The organism is Ruegeria lacuscaerulensis (assembly GCF_013033355.1).
GTDB classification, from domain to species: Bacteria; Pseudomonadota; Alphaproteobacteria; order Rhodobacterales; family Rhodobacteraceae; genus Ruegeria; species Ruegeria lacuscaerulensis_A.
In genome coordinates this window covers 458170-476115 of record NZ_WQDY01000001.1, presented here as the reverse complement: position 1 = coordinate 476115, position 17946 = coordinate 458170, and the positions used below count along the sequence as shown (strand labels likewise).

17 protein-coding genes and 3 tRNA genes are annotated in these 17946 nt (G+C 54.9%); 10 read left to right on the top strand and 10 right to left on the bottom strand.

From position 1 onward, the window contains the following. Nucleotides 1–14: 14 nt before the first annotated feature. Both GOW48_RS02300 and GOW48_RS02295 read right to left on the bottom strand, forming a co-directional pair. Nucleotides 15–452 carry a CBS domain-containing protein gene (locus tag GOW48_RS02300; RefSeq protein ID WP_170354068.1) on the bottom strand — a complete coding sequence of 146 codons (438 nt, stop codon included), beginning with the start codon at nt 450–452 and terminating at the stop codon, nt 15–17. Nucleotides 453–512: 60 nt separating this feature from the next. Continuing rightward, nucleotides 513–1394, bottom strand: coding sequence for a LysR family transcriptional regulator (locus GOW48_RS02295; RefSeq protein ID WP_174821799.1), 882 nt, complete (start codon nt 1392–1394; stop codon nt 513–515). Nucleotides 1395–1519: 125 nt separating this feature from the next. On the opposite strand from GOW48_RS02295, the gene GOW48_RS02290 reads away from it, so the two are divergent. Beyond that, a complete protein-coding gene (locus GOW48_RS02290; RefSeq protein WP_170354066.1) occupies nt 1520–3019 on the top strand; it encodes a CoA-acylating methylmalonate-semialdehyde dehydrogenase in 1500 nt (499 codons plus the stop codon). 167 nt (nt 3020–3186) lie between these two features. Next, the gene (locus tag GOW48_RS02285; RefSeq protein WP_170751046.1) at nt 3187–3771 is read left to right on the top strand and encodes a L,D-transpeptidase; all 585 of its coding nucleotides are present in this window, start codon (nt 3187–3189) and stop codon (nt 3769–3771) included. A gap of 52 nt (nt 3772–3823) precedes the next feature. Here the strand turns inward: GOW48_RS02285 and GOW48_RS02280 are convergent, their stop codons facing one another. Together GOW48_RS02280 and GOW48_RS02275 are read right to left on the bottom strand one after the other, a co-directional pair. Next, nucleotides 3824–4300 carry a fasciclin domain-containing protein gene (locus tag GOW48_RS02280; RefSeq protein WP_170751044.1) on the bottom strand — a complete coding sequence of 159 codons (477 nt, stop codon included), beginning with the start codon at nt 4298–4300 and terminating at the stop codon, nt 3824–3826. A 70-nt stretch (nt 4301–4370) separates the two neighbouring features. Then, entirely contained in the window at nt 4371–5222 is an 852-nt protein-coding gene (locus GOW48_RS02275; RefSeq protein WP_170751042.1) for a class I SAM-dependent methyltransferase, read from the bottom strand. 130 nt (nt 5223–5352) lie between these two features. On the opposite strand from GOW48_RS02275, the gene GOW48_RS02270 reads away from it, so the two are divergent. From GOW48_RS02270 to GOW48_RS02245, 6 genes are all read left to right on the top strand, one after another. After that, entirely contained in the window at nt 5353–6468 is a 1116-nt protein-coding gene (locus tag GOW48_RS02270; RefSeq protein WP_170751040.1) for a carboxylate-amine ligase, read from the top strand. A 103-nt stretch (nt 6469–6571) separates the two neighbouring features. Next, nucleotides 6572–7714, top strand: a complete 1143-nt coding sequence (locus GOW48_RS02265; protein WP_170354061.1) for an acyl-CoA dehydrogenase family protein — start codon at nt 6572–6574, stop codon at nt 7712–7714. Between the two features lie 7 nt (nt 7715–7721). Next, nucleotides 7722–8753 carry an enoyl-CoA hydratase/isomerase family protein gene (locus GOW48_RS02260; RefSeq protein ID WP_170354060.1) on the top strand — a complete coding sequence of 344 codons (1032 nt, stop codon included), beginning with the start codon at nt 7722–7724 and terminating at the stop codon, nt 8751–8753. A 12-nt stretch (nt 8754–8765) separates the two neighbouring features. Beyond that, a complete protein-coding gene (mmsB, locus tag GOW48_RS02255) occupies nt 8766–9638 on the top strand; it encodes a 3-hydroxyisobutyrate dehydrogenase (protein WP_170751038.1) in 873 nt (290 codons plus the stop codon). Between the two features lie 96 nt (nt 9639–9734). After that, nucleotides 9735–10127 carry a hypothetical protein gene (locus GOW48_RS02250; protein WP_170751036.1) on the top strand — a complete coding sequence of 131 codons (393 nt, stop codon included), beginning with the start codon at nt 9735–9737 and terminating at the stop codon, nt 10125–10127. An 80-nt stretch (nt 10128–10207) separates the two neighbouring features. Next, nucleotides 10208–10864, top strand: coding sequence for a site-2 protease family protein (locus GOW48_RS02245; RefSeq protein ID WP_170756473.1), 657 nt, complete (start codon nt 10208–10210; stop codon nt 10862–10864). A gap of 1 nt (nt 10865) precedes the next feature. Here GOW48_RS02245 and uvrA read toward each other — a convergent pair whose 3' ends face one another. The 3 genes from uvrA to GOW48_RS02230 all read right to left on the bottom strand — a co-directional run bounded on the left by uvrA (nt 10866) and on the right by GOW48_RS02230 (nt 14102). After that, nucleotides 10866–13724, bottom strand: coding sequence for an excinuclease ABC subunit UvrA (uvrA, locus tag GOW48_RS02240; RefSeq protein WP_170751032.1), 2859 nt, complete (start codon nt 13722–13724; stop codon nt 10866–10868). A 179-nt stretch (nt 13725–13903) separates the two neighbouring features. Beyond that, nucleotides 13904–13980, bottom strand: a tRNA-Asp gene (locus GOW48_RS02235). 45 nt (nt 13981–14025) lie between these two features. Continuing rightward, a tRNA-Asp gene (locus tag GOW48_RS02230) sits at nt 14026–14102 on the bottom strand. Between the two features lie 340 nt (nt 14103–14442). On the opposite strand from GOW48_RS02230, the gene GOW48_RS02225 reads away from it, so the two are divergent. Together GOW48_RS02225 and GOW48_RS02220 are read left to right on the top strand one after the other, a co-directional pair. Further along, nucleotides 14443–15180: a porin gene (locus GOW48_RS02225; protein ID WP_170751030.1), complete on the top strand. Its 738-nt coding sequence runs from the start codon at nt 14443–14445 to the stop codon at nt 15178–15180. An 88-nt stretch (nt 15181–15268) separates the two neighbouring features. Next, nucleotides 15269–15343: transfer RNA gene (locus GOW48_RS02220), tRNA-Val, on the top strand. A gap of 101 nt (nt 15344–15444) precedes the next feature. Here GOW48_RS02220 and GOW48_RS02215 read toward each other — a convergent pair. From GOW48_RS02215 to GOW48_RS02205, 3 genes are all read right to left on the bottom strand, one after another. Continuing rightward, nucleotides 15445–16458, bottom strand: coding sequence for a tyrosine-type recombinase/integrase (locus GOW48_RS02215; RefSeq protein ID WP_170751028.1), 1014 nt, complete (start codon nt 16456–16458; stop codon nt 15445–15447). Nucleotides 16459–16565: 107 nt separating this feature from the next. After that, nucleotides 16566–17117 carry a recombinase family protein gene (locus tag GOW48_RS02210; protein WP_170751026.1) on the bottom strand — a complete coding sequence of 184 codons (552 nt, stop codon included), beginning with the start codon at nt 17115–17117 and terminating at the stop codon, nt 16566–16568. A 318-nt stretch (nt 17118–17435) separates the two neighbouring features. After that, nucleotides 17436–17930 (bottom strand): hypothetical protein, encoded by a 495-nt coding sequence (locus GOW48_RS02205; protein ID WP_170756474.1) that lies wholly within the window; start codon nt 17928–17930, stop codon nt 17436–17438. Nucleotides 17931–17946 lie beyond the last annotated feature (16 nt).

The following is a 17946-nucleotide window of genomic DNA, read 5'->3' as shown; positions in this document are numbered from 1 at the left end:
GGCCCTGTCTGAAATTAGTGGCCCATGATCATTGTCTGAAGCGCCTCTTTCTCCATCGCCAATTCCGAAAGCTGTGCTTTGACCACATCCCCAAGTGTTACGATACCTATCAGCTTGCCATCTTCGACGACAGGCATATGGCGGAAACGCCCTTCGGTCATGCGGCTGAGGACATCCTGAACCGAGTCCTGACGCGTCGCAGTTACAAGATCGCTGGTCATGTAAGCGCTGACCGGTTTCGCCAGACAACCACTTCCACTTGCAGCCAACTCTCGCACAATATCACGTTCCGACAAAATTCCAGATGCCGTTTCCCCCCCGTCTTCAGAGACCACAACCGTCCCGATCCGCTTTTCTGCAAGGATTTTTGCCGCATCGGACACAGTGAGATCGGGCGTAACCGTTTCGACCCCTTCCGTAGCCTTTGATTTCAGAATGGCCTGAACCAGCATGTGCGAAACCTCCGAAATAACTCGCTGTTTTACAAAGCGTTGCCGGAATGCCCATATGTGTCAAGGTGAAGCTTCAGCTTCCAGACGCACGACTTCCTCGCGGATTCCGGCAGTCAAAGCCTGTGCGAACCGGTTCAAGCGTTCATTTCGTTGATCACCCTGATGTCGGATTAGAAAATACCTGCGGGTCAGACTAAGCTGATCCGTCAGGATTTTCCGCAGGTTTGGATGGAATGGCAGCGCAAAATCGTGCCCCACACAAACCCCTGACCCGAGCGATGCTTGCCCCAGCTGAACCGATATCGAATTCGATGCAAGGGCAACTCGTTCAACCCCGATATCGACCAGATAGTCGAGTTCCCGGTCAAAAATCATATCCGGGATATAGCCAATAAATCGATGCCTTCTAAGAGCTTCCAGGTTCTCAATTTTGGCTTGCGCATTCAGGTATTCCTGACTGGCAACCAGATGTAGCCGGTAGTCCGTGATCTTTTGCACCAGAAACCGGCCAGCCGTGGGCGCGCTGACCGTTATGGCCATATCCGCCTCACGGCGGGACAGGTTAATCACACGGGGCAAAGACAGAATCTGAATATCCAATTCGGGATTTGCGTCGCAGATTTTCGCGCAGACTTGTGGCAAAAGATACGTAGCGCAGCCATCCGGAGCACCGATCCTGATTTGGCCACTCAGTGTCTTGGATGATCCCGAGACTGAACCGGATGCGGCCCGCATGGCTTCTTCGGCCTTCAAGCCGTGATCAAGCAAGCGTTCCCCGATTGGCGTCAGAACATAACCTTGCTGCGACTTGGTAAACAAAGGCGCATCCAGCGATGCCTCAAGCCGTGCGACCCTGCGCCCTACCGTCGCCGGGTCGATCTTAAGACGCCGACCTGCGGCTGATAGGCTTTCCTCACGCGCAACGGCCAAAAACACCCGCATGTCATCCCAGTTTGGAACCACCGCTCCTCCTTTTGCATTTTTGCAAAATATTTTTGAATTATTGCCTCTGTTCACGCGATTTATGCAAGCCTATTCTGCGCCCAAACAACCCGGAGGAATTCGCAATGACCGAACTGTCCCATTTCATCAACGGTGAGAATGTCGCCGGCACATCCGGTCGCTTTGACGATGTGTTCAACCCGGCCACGGGTGAAGTGCAATACAAATGCCCGATGGCCAGCGCTGCCGAAACCACAGCCGCCATCGAAAGCGCAGCTGCAGCGCAACCCGCTTGGGGCGCAACCAACCCACAAAAACGCGCGCGCGTGATGATGGCCATGGTTGGGCTGATCAACCGTGACATGGACAAGCTGGCCGAAGTCCTAAGCCGCGAGCACGGCAAGACCATTCCGGACGCCAAAGGCGACCTGCAACGCGGTTTGGAAGTGATCGAATACTGTGTCGGTGCCCCTCATATGCTGAAGGGTGAGTACACAGACAGCGCCGGCCCCGGCATTGACATCTATTCGATGCGTCAGCCCCTTGGCGTCGTGGCATCGATCATGCCGTTCAATTTCCCGGCCATGATGCCTTTGTGGCACGTAGGCCCCGCGCTGGCGTGCGGCAACGCCATTGTTCTGAAACCTTCAGAACGTGATCCGTCGGTCCCGTTGATGCTGGCCGAGCTGTTCATCGAAGCGGGTCTTCCGAAAGGTGTGTTCCAGGTTGTGAATGGCGACAAAGAAGCAGTCGACACCCTTCTGGACAGCGAGATCATCCAAGGTGTTTCGTTTGTAGGTTCGACTCCGATTGCGCAGTATATCTACAGCCGCGCCTCAGCGAATGGTAAGCGGGCGCAGTGTTTCGGTGGGGCCAAGAACCACATGATCGTCATGCCCGATGCCGATATGGATAAGGCTGCCGACGCGCTTGTTGGCGCCGGTTTCGGTGCCGCTGGCGAACGCTGCATGGCCGTTTCGGTTGCTGTTCCGGTCGGTGACGACACTGCAGACGCGCTTGTCGAAAAGCTGATCCCGCGCATCGAGAAACTGAAGGTCGGTCCCTATACGGCAGGTGACGACGTGGATATGGGCCCCGTCGTGACGGCCGCCGCAAAAGAACGCATTCTGGGTCTGATCAACTCTGGCGTGGAACAAGGTGCCAAGTTGGTCGTCGACAACCGTGATTTCAGCCTGCAAGGCTATGAAGATGGCTTTTTTGTTGGCCCGCACCTGTTCGATCACGTGACGCCGGAAATGGATATCTACAAGCAAGAGATCTTCGGCCCGGTTTTGTCCACCGTGCGTGCAGGTTCGTACGAAGAGGCGATTGGTCTGGCAATGGACCACGAATACGGCAACGGTACTGCGATATTCACACGTGATGGTGACACTGCACGTGACTTTGCCAGCCGGATCAACATCGGCATGGTCGGCGTCAACGTTCCGATCCCGGTGCCGTTGGCCTACCACACATTTGGCGGCTGGAAGAAATCCATGTTCGGTGATCTGAACCAGCACGGCCCTGACAGCTTCAAATTCTACACCCGCACCAAAACCGTCACGGCCCGCTGGCCGTCGGGCATCAAAGAAGGTGGCGAGTTTAACTTCAAAGCGATGGACTAAGTCACCTGCCTACGAAACCGGCCCAAAGCGGGCCGGTTTTTTTTTTTAACGCTTCACGATAAATTCAGGCCTCTATATCTGGAAAAACCCGATCAACAGGAATATTTTCAGCACAAACTATTGTTTGAGCAGTTCCTGATCCGGAGGCAAAATTGTCGAAATCCAGAATGACCCGTCGCTCTGCGGTGCTGGGCGTAGCGACCCTAGTGGCCACACCTGCTTTGGTGCGCGCGCAAAGTTTGGATGCGTTCCCGCAAAACGAAGATGCAATCAGCACTCAGCTTCCGGTTCGTAGAAACGTCTCATCTTTCTCACAACAAAACTGGCAGGATCACTTCGATGAACTCGGAGTAGGTGCATTGTTGGCGGATATCACAAGCCGCGCGGTGCACTATTGGGGGCCTGATGGGACTTACAAACTGTACCCCAGTTCGGTTCCCATGAGCGAAGAATTGACCAAGCGCGGCTATACCGAAGTCGTACGCAAGCGCGAAAATCCAAGCTGGACGCCTACCGCTTCGATGCGCGAGCGTGATCCTGATCTCCCTATTCGAATGGAAGGCGGAGAACCGGGGAACCCACTTGGAACGCGCGCTATGTATTTGGGTTGGCCCGCCTATCTGGTGCATGGCACCCATGATACGCGAAAAATTGGCCGGCAAAGTTCGTCTGGCTGTATAGGCCTATACAATCAGCATGTCGAAGAATTGTACCCTCTGGTCCAGGTCGGAACCCAAGTCCGTCTGGTCTGATAAAAAGCCCCGGCCTACAAGGACCGGGGCTTTTTGTTAAAGCTTGGCTTTATTATTCAGGCAGGATCACAGCATCGACGACGTGGATCACACCGTTGCTGGTTTCGATGTCTGCCTGGATGACTTCTGCATCATTCACCTTGACGCCACGCTTGGCATTCACGCTCAGACGGTCGCCCTGCACGGTTAGAACCTTGGCGCGTTTTCCGGCAATGTCACCAGACATGACCTTAGCAGGAACAACGTGGTATGTCAGAATTTCAACAAGTTGGTCCTTATTCTCGGGCAGAAGCAGTGTTTCGACCGTACCCTCAGGCAAAGCTGCGAAAGCTTCGTCAGTCGGAGCGAAGACAGTAAACGGACCGTCACCTTTCAACGTTTCAACAAGACCTGCGGCCTGAACGGCGGCAACGAGGGTTTCGAACGACCCGGCCGAAACGGCGGTATCCACAATGTCAGCGGCTTTTGCCTTGACAGGCAAAGTCAGTGCAAGTGCGGCGGCAGCGCCCATCAGTGTTTGGCGGAACATGGCTGTATCTCCTCTCCAGCGTGTTATGGAAAGGGGTACGGGGCCTCAGCCACAGCGGATCACTTTGAGTTCAATTTTCTTTGATCTGCACCCAGATGCTTTGCGCACGACCATCGCCCAGGAACGGCAAAGCTTCGACCGCATCGAGGCGATCCTGTTGCAGGTAATACCCCGGCCAAAGCATTGAAAACGAACCAGATTGTAGCAATGCGTGCAACATGTACTGCTCGCCCCAACCAGGGCAGTCATAGAAGAATCGCTTGGGATACTCGTAAGGTAGAAAAACATCATGCACGTGAATCACCACACCGGGTTTCAGTGCAGGGATGATGCGGCAAAACAGATGAGCGACGTCATTACTCATGCGGACTACATGGCTGGAATCGATGAACAGAACGTCGCCCGCCTCCAACTGATCGAACAGCGCGGGATCCACTTCTTCCAGCCGTCTCTGCTCGAAATGATCTACCACATGAGCGATATCAGCACGCGGATAGGGATCAATCGCGGTGATCTGCGTCTCAAGCCCGCCGTCGATGATTGCCTGTCGGGTAACGCGCGTGGAGTTTCCGCAGCCAACCTCAATCACACGCCGGGGTTTGAATCGGCGGATCATCAAATACAGCGCGTCGGCATCGGGACTATCGTAGTAACCGTTACCGACCCGATACCCCGTCTGATTGCGCTCGGGGTCTTTGAGGGCCGCAAGCGCATCCGCATGTTCGGTGTATTCTGCGATGAGAGGCGCGATATCAAACCCCTCCATTCCAGGTGACATCGCATAAGCAGGACGGGTCAAGCCACCTGCCCGTTCAAATGCCTCAAGCCGGGCGCGCTCGTCGTCTTCTGGTCCTTTGTCGACCAATTTAACTCCAAGCGCCGAAAGCGTGTCGTTGATCTTTGGGAATTTCCTGGGTTTCACGCGAACGCTCCGGGGTTTGGACTGTTTACTGAAGGGTTCTTATCGCCGGCGCCGGGGGCTTCGCAAGCCAAACACTTGGCAAGGCGGTCATTTCCGTATTCACTGTTTGGAATAACCGACGAGGGCGACCATGCAGCAGGAATACACGCTGGGCATTGAAGAAGAGTATCTTCTGGTCAATCGGGACACGTTCGAGCTTGCCGAAGCGCCCGAAGCTTTGATGGAGGCCTGTCAGGCCGATTTCCAAGGTCAGGTCAGCCCCGAATTCCTGCAATGTCAGATCGAGGTCGGCACCCGCCCCCATGCGACCATTGCCGGCGCGCGCGAGGATCTGAAACGCTTACGGTCTTGCGTGGCCAAACGTGCAGCGGACTACAACCTCGCCCCAGTGGCGGTATCGTGTCATCCGTTTGCCGATTGGAAAAAGCAAAGCCATACGCGAAAAGATCGCTATGACGCCCTGCACCATGCACTTGGCGGCGTAGCGCGACGAATGCTGATCTGTGGAATGCATGTCCATATCGGAATTGATGACCCTGCCCTGCGCGCCGACCTTATGCCGCAGCTTTCGTATTTTCTGCCCCACCTTTTGGCCCTTTCGACCTCATCCCCCTATTGGAACGGCGAGGATACGGGGCTGTCGTCCTACCGTCTGACAGTCTTCGACAACCTACCCCGAACTGGCTTGCCTCCGACCTTGGCCAGTTGGGCCGACTATGAGCGCACCACGGGCATTTTGGTCGAACTAGGTGTGATCGAGGACACGTCGAAAATCTGGTGGGACTTGCGCCCATCACACCGCTTCCCAACGCTTGAGACGCGCATAATGGACGTGCAGCCCCGGCTGGAACACGCCTTGTCTTTGGCTGCGATGGTCCAGGCGCTGACCCGGATGCTATGCCGGTTAAAAGCTAGAAACTTACGCTGGCGCAACTATGACCAGTTCCTGATCGGAGAAAACCGTTGGCGCGCACAGCGCTATGGCGTCGGCGAGGGCATGATCGACTTTGGTGACCGCTCGATCAAGCCTATGCCCGAACTGATGGGCGAACTGATGGGACTACTGGCCGAAGACACCGAGGCACTTGGTACAATGACCGAACTGGCGCGGTTGCAACAAATCGCGCAGAACGGAACATCGGCCACACGTCAGCGACGCGTTTATGCCGAGGCATCCGCCCGTGGCGAAGATCCGGGAATAGCGGTTGTCCAACACCTGATCGAGGAATTTCACCACGACCTTTAATCCCCAAGAGACAGATGCTGAGAATTGCTGGCCGTGAAAAATTTCTGTAAGGATTAGGAAATAAACACTCGTTCAATTCATCCGTCGGCGTGGGAGGGAAGCCATGGATTTCGCTTTGACCGAAGAGCAGACTGCGATCTTCGACATGGCCTATGAGTTCGGGCAGGAGAACATCGCCCCCTATGCTCGACAGTGGGAGGCCGAAGGCACCATCCCCAAAGACCTGTGGCCCCGTGTCGGAGAGCTTGGGTTCGGCGGCCTCTACGTCTCTGAAGACAGCGGTGGTTCTGGTCTGTCGCGTCTGGATGCCACCATGGTTTTCGAGGCGTTGTCGATGGCCTGCCCGTCCGTTGCAGCGTTTTTGTCGATTCACAACATGTGCGCCAAGATGCTGGACAGTTTCGCCGGGGATGCGCTGAAAGCGCGCATTATGCCCGATGTTCTCAGCCTGAATACCGTTCTCAGCTATTGTCTGACCGAACCGGGCTCGGGCTCGGATGCTGCTGCGTTGAAAACCCGCGCGGACCGCAGCAATGAAGGATACACCCTGAACGGGACCAAGGCATTTATCTCGGGCGGCGGGTATTCCGATGCTTATGTCTGCATGGTGCGCACCGGACAGGACGGCCCCAAGGGAATCTCAACGGTCTATGTCGAAGACGGTGCGCCCGGCCTGTCCTTCGGCGCCTTGGAGCAGAAGATGGGATGGAAAAGCCAACCCACAGCACAAGTGCAGTTCGATGATTGCAAAATCCCGGCCGAGAACCTTGTCGGCGTCGAAGGCGATGGATTCAAATACGCGATGATGGGGCTGGATGGTGGACGGCTGAACATCGCCTCATGCTCGTTAGGGGCCGCGCAAGCGGGGCTGAATATGACGTTGCAATATATGTCCGAGCGGCAAGCGTTCGGTCAGTCCATCGACCAGTTTCAGGCGCTGCAATTCCGTCTGGCCGATATGGAGATCGAGTTGCAGGCAGCCCGAACGTTCTTACGGCAGGCGGCCTGGAAACTGGATCAGGGCGCGCCGGATGCCACCAAGTTCTGCGCCATGGCCAAGAAATTCGTGACCGAGACTGGATCGAAAGTGGTGGATCAATGCCTGCAACTGCATGGCGGCTATGGCTATCTGGCAGATTACGGGATCGAGAAACTGGTCCGCGACTTGCGCGTGCATCAGATCCTGGAAGGCACGAACGAAATCATGCGCGTGATCGTGTCGCGCCAGATGCTCGCCAATCGCTGAGGGGGCCATGGCTGATATCGACATTCGCACCACTGGTCGCGCCGGACGGATCACACTGACCCGGACCAAAGCCCTGAACGCGCTCAGCTATGACATGTGCATGGCCATAGACACTGCTTTGCGCAACTGGCGTGAAGATGACTCGGTTGATCTTATTGTTATGGACGCCGAGGGCGACAAGGCATTCTGCGCTGGCGGCGACATTGCGGAACTGTACGAGACCGGCAAGAACGGTGACTATGCTTACGGCCAGACGTTTTGGCGCGATGAGTACCGCCTGAACGCGCTGATATTTGAATTCCCAAAGCCCGTCGTCAGCTTTCTGCAAGGGTTCACCATGGGCGGTGGCGTTGGCATTGGCTGTCACGGCAGCCACAGGATTGTAGGCGAAAGTAGCCAGATCGCCCTGCCCGAATGCGGGATCGGATTGGTTCCGGATGTCGGTAGCTCGCTGATGCTGGCGCTCGCACCGGGACGGGTCGGCGAATACCTTGGCATGACCGGTCATCGGATGGGCCCGGATGATGCCATTTTCGCAGGTTTCGCGGATCACTTCATCCCTATGGCTCAATGGTCGGACTTGATCGAACTGTTGGAAGCATCCGGAGACGCCAGCCTTCTGACCACCCACGCCCAAACACCCCCGGAGGGCGTGTTGACCGGATTGCAAACCAAGATCGACGCGCATTTTGACGGCGAACGGCTGCAAGACATCCTCAATAGCCTCAAAGGCAGCGAAACGGACTTCGCAACCGCCGCGCTTAAATTGATCAACCGGGGTTCGCCGCTGGCTATGGCCTGCTGTATCGAGATCCTGCATCGCTTGCGCACCCCCAGCCTTACCATCCAGAAGGCGCTGGAACACGAGTTCCGCTTTACAAGTCGTGCGATGGAACACGGTGACTTTCTGGAAGGTATTCGCGCACAGATTATCGACAAAGACCGCACTCCGCGTTGGAGGCACCCTGACCAGAACGTACCCATTGTCGAGGTATCGAGGATGCTTCAACCGATGGACGCTAAAGCACTGACATTCTAGGAGGATTGAGGAATGAAGATCGGATTTATCGGGCTTGGGAACATGGGGAATCCGATGGCTGCCAATCTGGCGAAAGCCGGTCATGACGTGGTCGGGTTTGATATGGCGGATGTGGATGTTGCAGGCGTGACCCTTTCCTCATCGGGCGCTGAGGCTGCAGGCGGTGCCGACATTGTTATCACCATGCTTCCGAACGGCCAGATCCTGCGGGCCGTGGCGGATGATATTTTGCCTGCGATGAATTCCGGTTCGGTTTGGATTGATTGCTCGACCGTGGATGTCGACAGCGCCCGCGCCGTGGCCGATCAGGCTGCACAAGCCGGTGTCTTGGCAGTGGACGCACCCGTATCCGGCGGGATCGGTGGGGCTGCGGCCGGTACCTTGACCTTTATGGCAGGCGGCAGTGATGTCGCTTTTGGCAAGGCAGCCCCCCTGTTCGAAATCATGGGACAAAAGGCCGTGCATTGCGGCGGATCAGGCGCAGGTCAAGCCGCCAAAATATGCAATAACATGATTCTGGGCGTGACCATGATTGCCACCTGTGAAGCGTTTGCATTAGCAGACAAGCTGGGTCTGGACCGACAGAAAATGTTTGACGTAGTCAGCACATCCTCGGGATATAGCTGGACAATGAACGCTTATTGCCCCGCACCGGGGGTCGGCCCCTCCAGCCCTTCGGACAATGACTACCAGCCCGGCTTTGCCGCCGAACTGATGCTCAAAGACTTGCGCCTAAGCCAACAGGCCGCGGAAAGTTCAGATGCGGATACGCCACTTGGTCAGGCGGCTACGGCTCTTTATCAGCAATTCGTGGAATCCGAAGACGGTTTGGGCAAAGATTTCTCTGCCATGCTGCCCCGTTTTGAAAAACGAGGAAGAAGTTAACCTTCGTCCGTGGGCGACAAACTGCCCACGGGGTTGACCCGCTCTGATCGGACCGCCATCTATCGGCGTATATCAATTCGTGTGCCGGAGGTTTCTATGTCCCGTGTTTTGAAAGTAATAATGGTTGCTTCCATGTTTGTCGCAGCGCCCGCAGCGGTGATGGCAGGCAATGGTAAAGGCAACGGTCAAAACGCCGACAAGGTCTTTCGCGTACCCTCGCAACCTGTGATTCAAACCAAAGGCAAGGCTGGGCATTGCCCTCCGGGATTGGCCAAGAAAAATGTCCCCTGCGTTCCACCTGGACAGGCAAAAAAGCTGTATCGCAACGGTGACTTCATCAACAACGATTACCGCTGGATCAATGATCCGTACCGCTATGGCTTGAACCGAGGGTCATATGTCCGCGCCGGGGACTATGTCTACCGGGTCGATCCCGAGACCCGCAAAGTGCTGAACTTGATCGGCGCCGTTGCGGATATCCTTAACTAAGTCACACAACCTCTGCGTTAGCTCCCTACTTTTGACGCAATTCAGCGTCATTTCAATTCTCATTATTGCGAGGATTGAATATGCATAGTGACAATTCGATTTTTGAGTTCCGCGGACCGTGGAACGTACCCATTCAGTTAAACCAAAGTCTGATTTTTCTAGTTTTGCTCATAGTGGGGTTCAGTTTTGATCCCGAATCCCTGCCCTATGCGCTTGGTTTTGTGGCCATTTTATTGACCTCAATCCTGCTGCATGAGCTCGGACACGCCTGGGGGTGCTTGATACAGGGTATCCCCGTCAATCGCGTCGTCCTGTATGGAGGTGGCGGGTTTTGCGAACATCGCCGCTCGACCTCATCCTACGAAGACGAATTGATCGTCGCTATGGGGCCGATCGTCAACCTGACGCTGTGGGCATTGTGTTCACTGCTGGAACCTTTCGTCACCTCGCCCGAACTGGGCTGGGTTCTAGTCGTGACCGCCCAATTGAACCTGTTTTTGGCGGTATTCAACATGTTGCCCCTGATGCCGTTGGACGGTGGCCGTCTGTTTCACGCTGTCCTTAACCGCATGGTCAAACCTGTGACTGCGACACGAATTGCCGGGCTTGTCGGACTGATCGGGGTCGCACTTTGGTTACCTATGATAGTATTCGCCTACGAAAACTTCGGCTTTGTGTTCCTGTTCTTTCCACCCTTGCTGCGTCATTGGCACATGCTCAGACACGCACAATACTAGCTTATTCAGCCGCAACCTGTTCCGGGTTCAACATCTGTTTTAGGTACCGACCGGTATGACTGCGGTCAACAGCGGCCACATCTTCGGGTGTGCCGGTGGCCACGATCTCACCGCCACCATCACCGCCTTCAGGGCCAATGTCGATGATATGATCGGCGGTTTTCACCACGTCCAGATTATGTTCGATCACTACAACTGTATTGCCCTGATCGACCAGTTCATGCAGCACTTCCAACAGCTTGCGCACGTCTTCGAAATGAAGACCCGTGGTCGGCTCGTCCAGAATATAAAGCGTCCGCCCGGTCGAGCGTTTGGACAATTCTTTTGACAGCTTCACCCGCTGCGCCTCGCCCCCTGACAGGGTCGTGGCCTGCTGGCCCACCTTGATATAGCCCAGCCCAACACGCGCCAGCGCATCCATCTTGTCGCGGATTGAAGGCACGGCCTTAAAGAACTCCTGCGCGTCTTCCACTGTCATATCAAGGACGTCGGCAATGGACTTGCCCTTGAACTTGATTTCAAGCGTCTCACGATTGTACCGCGCGCCTTTGCAGGTCTCGCAGGTCACGTAGACGTCGGGGAGAAAGTGCATCTCAATCTTGATAACGCCGTCGCCCTGACACGCCTCGCACCGGCCACCTTTGACGTTAAAGCTGAACCGACCGGGCTTGTACCCCCGGGTCTTGGCCTCGGGCAGGCCGGCGAACCAATCGCGGATCGGGGTGAAGGCCCCGGTGTAAGTCGCTGGATTCGAACGCGGAGTTCGCCCGATAGGCCGCTGGTCAATGTCGATGACTTTGTCCAGATGCTCCAGCCCTTTGATCGTCTCGCAGGGCGAAGGCGTCTGGCGCGCGCCGTTCAACCGCATCGAAGCCGTCTTGAACAGCGTCTCAATCGTCAGGGTCGATTTACCGCCGCCGGACACGCCAGTCACGCAGACGAACTTGCCCAGAGGGAACTCGGCCGTGACATTCTTTAGGTTGTTTCCAGTGGCTTTGACGACCTTGAGCTTTTTCTTGTTACCCTTGCGTCGGTCACCCGGCACAGCAATCTCGCGCGTGCCCGACAGGTACTGCCCGGTCATCGAGGCCGCATCCGCCGCGATATGTTCAGGCGTACCGTGGCTGACCACCTGCCCGCCATGCACACCCGCGCCGGGGCCGATATCGAACACATAATCGGCCTCGCGGATGGCCTCTTCGTCATGCTCAACGACGATCACCGTATTACCCTGATCGCGCAGGTTCTTGAGCGTCCCCAGCAGCCTGTCATTGTCGCGTTGGTGCAGACCAATCGAAGGTTCGTCCAATACGTAAAGCACCCCGGTCAGGCCCGAGCCGATCTGGCTGGCCAGACGAATACGCTGGCTTTCGCCGCCCGACAGCGTACCACTTGAGCGCGAAAGCGTAAGATATTCCAAACCCACATTATTCAGAAATCCAAGGCGTTCACGGATCTCTTTCAGAATCGCCCGCGCGATCTCATTCTTCTGTACGCTCAGATGGTTCGGCGCGTCCTCGACCCAAGCTAAGGCCTCACGGATCGACATCTGCACGACCTGCCCCACATGCAGACCCGCGATCTTGACGGCGAGCGCTTCGGGCCGCAAGCGGTAGCCTTCGCAGGCCCCGCAAGGACGGTTGTTCTGATAGCGTTCGAACTCTTCACGGATCCACGCGCTGTCGGTTTCGCGATAGCGGCGTTCCATGTTTGGAATCACGCCCTCAAAGCTGCGCGTCACCTGATAGACACGGCCGCCCTCGTCATAACGGAACTGGATGTCCTCATCACCAGAGCCGCGCAGGAACACCTGTTGCACCTTGGCGGGAAGGTCTTTCCACGGGGTGTTCTTGTCGAACTCAAAATGCCGCGCAATGGCTTCGATGGTTTGCAAGAAATAGGGCGACTTACCCTTGCGCCACGGGGCCAAGGCACCGTCATACAGCTTGAGCGTCTGGTCCGGCACCACGAGGCGTTCATCAAAGAACAGCTCGACCCCTAACCCGTCGCAATCGGGGCACGCCCCAAATGGCGCGTTGAAGGAAAACAGGCGCGGTTCTATCTCGGGGATGGTGAAACCGCTGACCGGACACGCAAAATTCTCGCTGAAGGTTATACGTTCCGGGTCGCCCTCCTTCGGAGCGGTTTCCAGAATCGCAATGCCATCCGCCAGATCCAAAGCGGTGCGCAGGCTGTCGGCCAGCCGAGTCTCCATCCCTTCGCGCACAACAAGGCGGTCTACGACCACGTCGATGTCATGGCGGAATTTCTTGTCCAAAGTGGGCGGGGTATCGAGTTCATAGAACTCGCCATCAACTTTTACACGCTGAAAACCTTGTTTGCGCAGTTCAAGAAACTCTTTCTTATATTCCCCCTTCCGATCGCGCACGATGGGGGCCAGCAGATAGCCGCGCGTGCCCTCCTCCATCGTCATGATGCGATCAACCATATCCTGTACCTGCTGCGCTTCGATCGGCTGGCCTGTGGCGGGGCTATACGGCGTGCCTGCGCGGGCGAACAAAAGGCGCAGATAGTCGTAGATTTCGGTCACGGTACCGACGGTCGAGCGTGGGTTCTTCGAGGTCGTCTTCTGTTCGATCGAGATCGCCGGGGACAGCCCGCTGATGTGATCCACATCCGGCTTTTCCATCATGTCCAGAAACTGCCGCGCATAAGCCGACAGGCTTTCGACATAGCGACGCTGACCCTCGGCATAGATCGTATCAAAGGCCAGCGACGACTTGCCCGAACCAGACAGCCCCGTGATCACCACAAGCTGATCCCGCGGAATATCCACATCAATGCTTTTGAGGTTATGTTCGCGCGCGCCGCGCACCTCGATATTCTTCAGCTCAGCCATTTTGGCCCCCAAAACGTAAGTGTCCTAGAAATAGGCGAGCGGCGCTGAGTCTCCAACACAAAAATTAGAACAAAGTGAGAACGAACAAATTATTGCCGAACTCTCCTGACAGAACGCACGAACCGTCCGCAGAGAATTGTGCTTATCTGACTGATCAGGGAAGATTTCGATCAAATAAATGGCGCGGTTGACGGGGCTCGAACCCGCGACCCCCGGCGTGACAGGCCGGTACTCTAACCAACTGAGCTACAACCGCGCATCTATTTTAGTGGCCTTTAACCTGGACCAAGGATGGCAGCGATGGCGCGGTTGACGGGGCTCGAACCCGCGACCCCCGGCGTGACAGGCCGGTACTCTAACCAACTGAGCTACAACCGCCCGCTGCCCGTTCGTTGCTGAACGTTTGGGTGTATTATGGCTACGCTCGGGCAGCGTCAAGCGGCGTTTTGAAGTTTTTTCTGAATTGCGAAATTTTACTGCGAAACCCTGTCGACCTTACTCTGCCTGTTTCAAAGAAAACTGCCGCTTTTTGATCACTGGCGACAAACCAACGGGAGACTCATGATCTCCACAACCTGAACCTGTGTCACCCTCGCCACACAGGCTGAAATTCGGTCTGTTTAGATACACATTCAGGCACCACGTAGATAAAGCGACGACTGCTCATCAGGTCATAGTGTGACCCTTAGCAAACAAAACAAGCAAACGGAGCAGAAACGTGAAAAAACGTATTATTTACAGCATTTTGGCAGCATCAACAACAATCGGAGCCGCACAGGCCGCGGAAATTTCCGGTGGTTACCTGAATTTGGATTACTCGACATTTACAGACACCGACTTTGGCGATGCCTACAACCTAAACGGCGCTGCAGAATTGGCGTTTAGCCGCGCCTTCAGCGCACAACTCGACCTTGGCGTACAGCGATTCCAAGACCTGAGTGAAACCGCAACCAACTGGACTTTGCACGGCAACTTGCACACCGCCAACAACGCGTCCTTTGGCCTGTTCTACGGCCAGGAGGACCTAGATGATGCGGATTTCGAATTCTACGGGATCGAAGCTGGATTTGATGCTGGACCCGCCGAAATCGAAGGGTACCTGGGACGCCAGGATCTGACCAATGCTTCGGACCTAGATGGCACCTTGTTCGGAATCTCGGCCAAGACCGAGCTGACCGACGCTTGGGAACTGAGCACCAGCTTCGACATCGTCGACAACTTTGGAGGCGCGCTGGACTTCAACCTTTTCGCGATTGGCGCGTCTTACGCGGCGGCTGACAATGCCGAAGTTTATGGCAACCTAGGCGTGGCTCATGTCTCGTCCCCGCTTGTTTCGGGCAGCTCAAACGAAGCCTATGTGACTGTCGGCGTTCGCGTAAACTTTGGCAACGACCGTGGCACCACATTCGGTCGTCGCGGAGTGTTGACCCAACTTCCGGGTTTGCCGGGACTTTAAAGCCAAAAGCCCCGAGTTTACCTCGGGGCTTTTGCCTCCAAAATGGCACTTGCAGCAGTTTCAAAGTCGCTGTAATACGCCGCCTTACGGGTGATTAGCTCAGTGGTAGAGCGCTTCGTTCACATCGAAGATGTCAGCGGTTCAAATCCGTTATCACCCACCACTCCATTTTTCATTTACTTTTCAGCCCTTTACAGCCTGATTTTCCTACCCCAGAAGTATTGTCCGCACATACTGTGTGGGTTTTTGTACTAAGATTGCGCGTCAGGCGTCGAGCGCCAAACGTGCCTGAGCAACCACGTCTACCTTTTCAAGTTGAGCGTATTTCATGGTCTGGGAGATATTTGAATGCCCCAGAAGGACCGAGACTTGCTGTATCGAAAGGCCACGTTGGACCATCCGACTGGCATAAGTATCCCGAAGGCTATGCACCGTGGCGCTACCCCGTGTCAGGACAACCCGCTCCGACTTGTTGCAGTTGTCACGGATCACCTTACGCAGAAGTTTGATTGCTTCCTCTACGCCCTCGAAAGGCTGGTCCTGATTATGCAACCGTCGAAACAGGTCATGAACCCTTTGCGAGATAGGCACCAACGATACCGTTCCGGTCTTGGTCCGGTAGACTTCGATTTCCCGTCTGTTCAGGTCGATGAATTCCCATTCCAGAGTTACCGCTTCCATCAGGCGTAAACCCGTGTCAATCAGCACCACGCAAAGCTGTTCCGCCTTACGTGCCGTGATAGTTTCGTTCTGCGCCAGAACATCGAAGATGATCTTTTCCTCACGGTCAGACAGATACCGTGTCTTGGTAAAGCCTTTGATGCTCGGGTACTTCAGCTTCGGGCAGTTGTACCGATGCTCAAGCTTGTTGAACGCACGACGGATCGCTCGAATATCACCTTTCAGAGTGTTTTCCTTACGGCCCTGTTGACGACGAAAGTCCAGAAAGTCTTCCAGCATGTCTTGCGTGAAGTCAGAAGCGTTCATGTCCTTTGACGAAACGTATTCATACAGGACACGATAGGACGCCCTGTAGATGCGTCTGGACTGTTCCTTGTCCAGATCAACCAATGCATGTTCAAAGCAGTCCTCAAGGCTGATTTCAGGCAGCTCTGCAAACTGAACTCGGTCAAGCGCATCTTGGTAGGCTTTCTGCATGACTGCCTTTGCCCCCTTTTTGTCGTTGGATAACCGCTTTGTTGAACCCCGGTATTGCTTTCCATCAACGGTGAACGAATACCACCAGAATGAAGAACCATTGCGTTTGTACAGTTTCATGAGTTGGTCTTTCTTGCGCTGGGCGTACAAAAAAGCCGCTCAGAATTATCCAAAGCGGCTCGTACGACGATTGTTTTTTTAAGTGATCTGATTGAGGTGGTGAGGTGTCAGGACAGCGACGTCACGACTCGATAGACTGACCTTTCGGAGATGTTCAGGTGTCTGGCTATCGCCCGTTTGCTAAGCCCCTCAGAAAGCAACTGCTCAATGTCCGTTGCCTTAGCTCTGGCAGTGGGCTTTCTTCCCTTGTACTTGCCTTCGGCCTTTGCCTTGGCGATGCCTTCCCGTTGACGTTCCAGCATCATCTCCCGTTCAAACTGAGCCACGGAACCCAGAACATTCAGCATCAGTTTCCCGGTGGCATTTGACGTATCCAAGCCTAGGTTCAGCACCCAAAGGCCAATATTCCTTGCTTCTAGGTCGTCCACAATTTCCCCGAGATGCTTCACAGACCGGGCCAGTCTGTCCAGTTTGGTCACTACCAGAACGTCACCTTCCCGGCAGAACTCCATAGCGGCGTTGAGGGACTCTCTGAGGGCCACAGAGCTTATCTGTTCCTCGTACACCTTCTCGCACCCAACGCCCCTCAGTGACTCTCTCTGAGCCTCTAGGGATGCTTTCTGTTCCAGTGTCGACGTGCGAGCATATCCGATCATCATGTGATGGTCTCCTTGTTTGCCAATGATGTTTTAGAAGTTGCGGCAGGGTGTCTGCCAAAAGTCGAGACCGACTCCATGGACAGACATTTGCGCCACGCTCTGAAGCTGACACATGGGCATGGTTTATCGGCAGAGGCCAGCAAGCCGTATAGCGCTGGGCAGTTGGCCAGACAGAATTCATATCCGAATAATGAGGGGGCGGGGGTTTTCAGAAAGCGACTTCAAAAATCGGGGGTTTTAAGTGTTGTTATTGTTGTTGTTTGGAAGTCGACCATCTCACGAAGGACGATTGTAAATATTTGTACTCAAATCCATTTCTCATTCTTCAGGGAATTCAATTAAAAAACTCTGTCCGGCTACAAGAGAGTAGCGCAATCCCGATTCAACGACTTTAGCAACTAGAGTCACACAGTTAGAATTCACCACTTGTACGTCTTTTCGTTCTATCATCGGCAAGAAGCCACCAGCGACTCCTTCATAGTGTCCAACGAAGTCTTCCAAGGACTGCAGCCCGTATACATCTCCCTTTATTCGTACGGTGCTCGATCCCGTTTCGCCGAACTTCAACCCTCTTACTGTAAACTCAACCTGCTGACCGTTGTTGAGAGTAAGGACGCCTTCTCCCTGTCTAAAAGCGACGAATATTCCTCTCTTTTGGCCTTCCAATGTGAAGGTTCCTGATTTGTCGGGGTTTTCTGGACATTTCCTGCTTGCGGTTTGGGCGAAAGACTGAGCCGTAGGTTGATACACCATCCAACCTACAAATAAACCTACGCACAGATAAAATACAGAAGCTTTTGTTTTATTGCGCATTTTTTCCTCACTCAAT

Bases quoted from the DNA above. Each gene is read 5' to 3' on its own strand.
- uvrA (WP_170751032.1), bottom strand. From the start codon at position 13,724: ATGGCTGAGCTGAAGAATATCGAGGTGCGCGGCGCGCGCGAACATAAC.
- GOW48_RS02245 (WP_170756473.1), top strand. From the start codon at position 10,208: ATGCATAGTGACAATTCGATTTTTGAGTTCCGCGGACCGTGGAACGTA.
- GOW48_RS02215 (WP_170751028.1), bottom strand. From the start codon at position 16,458: ATGAAACTGTACAAACGCAATGGTTCTTCATTCTGGTGGTATTCGTTC.
- GOW48_RS02290 (WP_170354066.1), top strand. From the start codon at position 1,520: ATGACCGAACTGTCCCATTTCATCAACGGTGAGAATGTCGCCGGCACA.
- GOW48_RS02265 (WP_170354061.1), top strand. From the start codon at position 6,572: ATGGATTTCGCTTTGACCGAAGAGCAGACTGCGATCTTCGACATGGCC.
- GOW48_RS02205 (WP_170756474.1), bottom strand. From the start codon at position 17,930: ATGCGCAATAAAACAAAAGCTTCTGTATTTTATCTGTGCGTAGGTTTA.
- GOW48_RS02280 (WP_170751044.1), bottom strand. From the start codon at position 4,300: ATGTTCCGCCAAACACTGATGGGCGCTGCCGCCGCACTTGCACTGACT.
- GOW48_RS02260 (WP_170354060.1), top strand. From the start codon at position 7,722: ATGGCTGATATCGACATTCGCACCACTGGTCGCGCCGGACGGATCACA.
- GOW48_RS02300 (WP_170354068.1), bottom strand. From the start codon at position 452: ATGCTGGTTCAGGCCATTCTGAAATCAAAGGCTACGGAAGGGGTCGAA.
- mmsB (WP_170751038.1), top strand. From the start codon at position 8,766: ATGAAGATCGGATTTATCGGGCTTGGGAACATGGGGAATCCGATGGCT.
- GOW48_RS02270 (WP_170751040.1), top strand. From the start codon at position 5,353: ATGCAGCAGGAATACACGCTGGGCATTGAAGAAGAGTATCTTCTGGTC.
- GOW48_RS02250 (WP_170751036.1), top strand. From the start codon at position 9,735: ATGTCCCGTGTTTTGAAAGTAATAATGGTTGCTTCCATGTTTGTCGCA.
- GOW48_RS02295 (WP_174821799.1), bottom strand. From the start codon at position 1,394: ATGCGGGTGTTTTTGGCCGTTGCGCGTGAGGAAAGCCTATCAGCCGCA.
- GOW48_RS02210 (WP_170751026.1), bottom strand. From the start codon at position 17,117: ATGATGATCGGATATGCTCGCACGTCGACACTGGAACAGAAAGCATCC.
- GOW48_RS02285 (WP_170751046.1), top strand. From the start codon at position 3,187: ATGACCCGTCGCTCTGCGGTGCTGGGCGTAGCGACCCTAGTGGCCACA.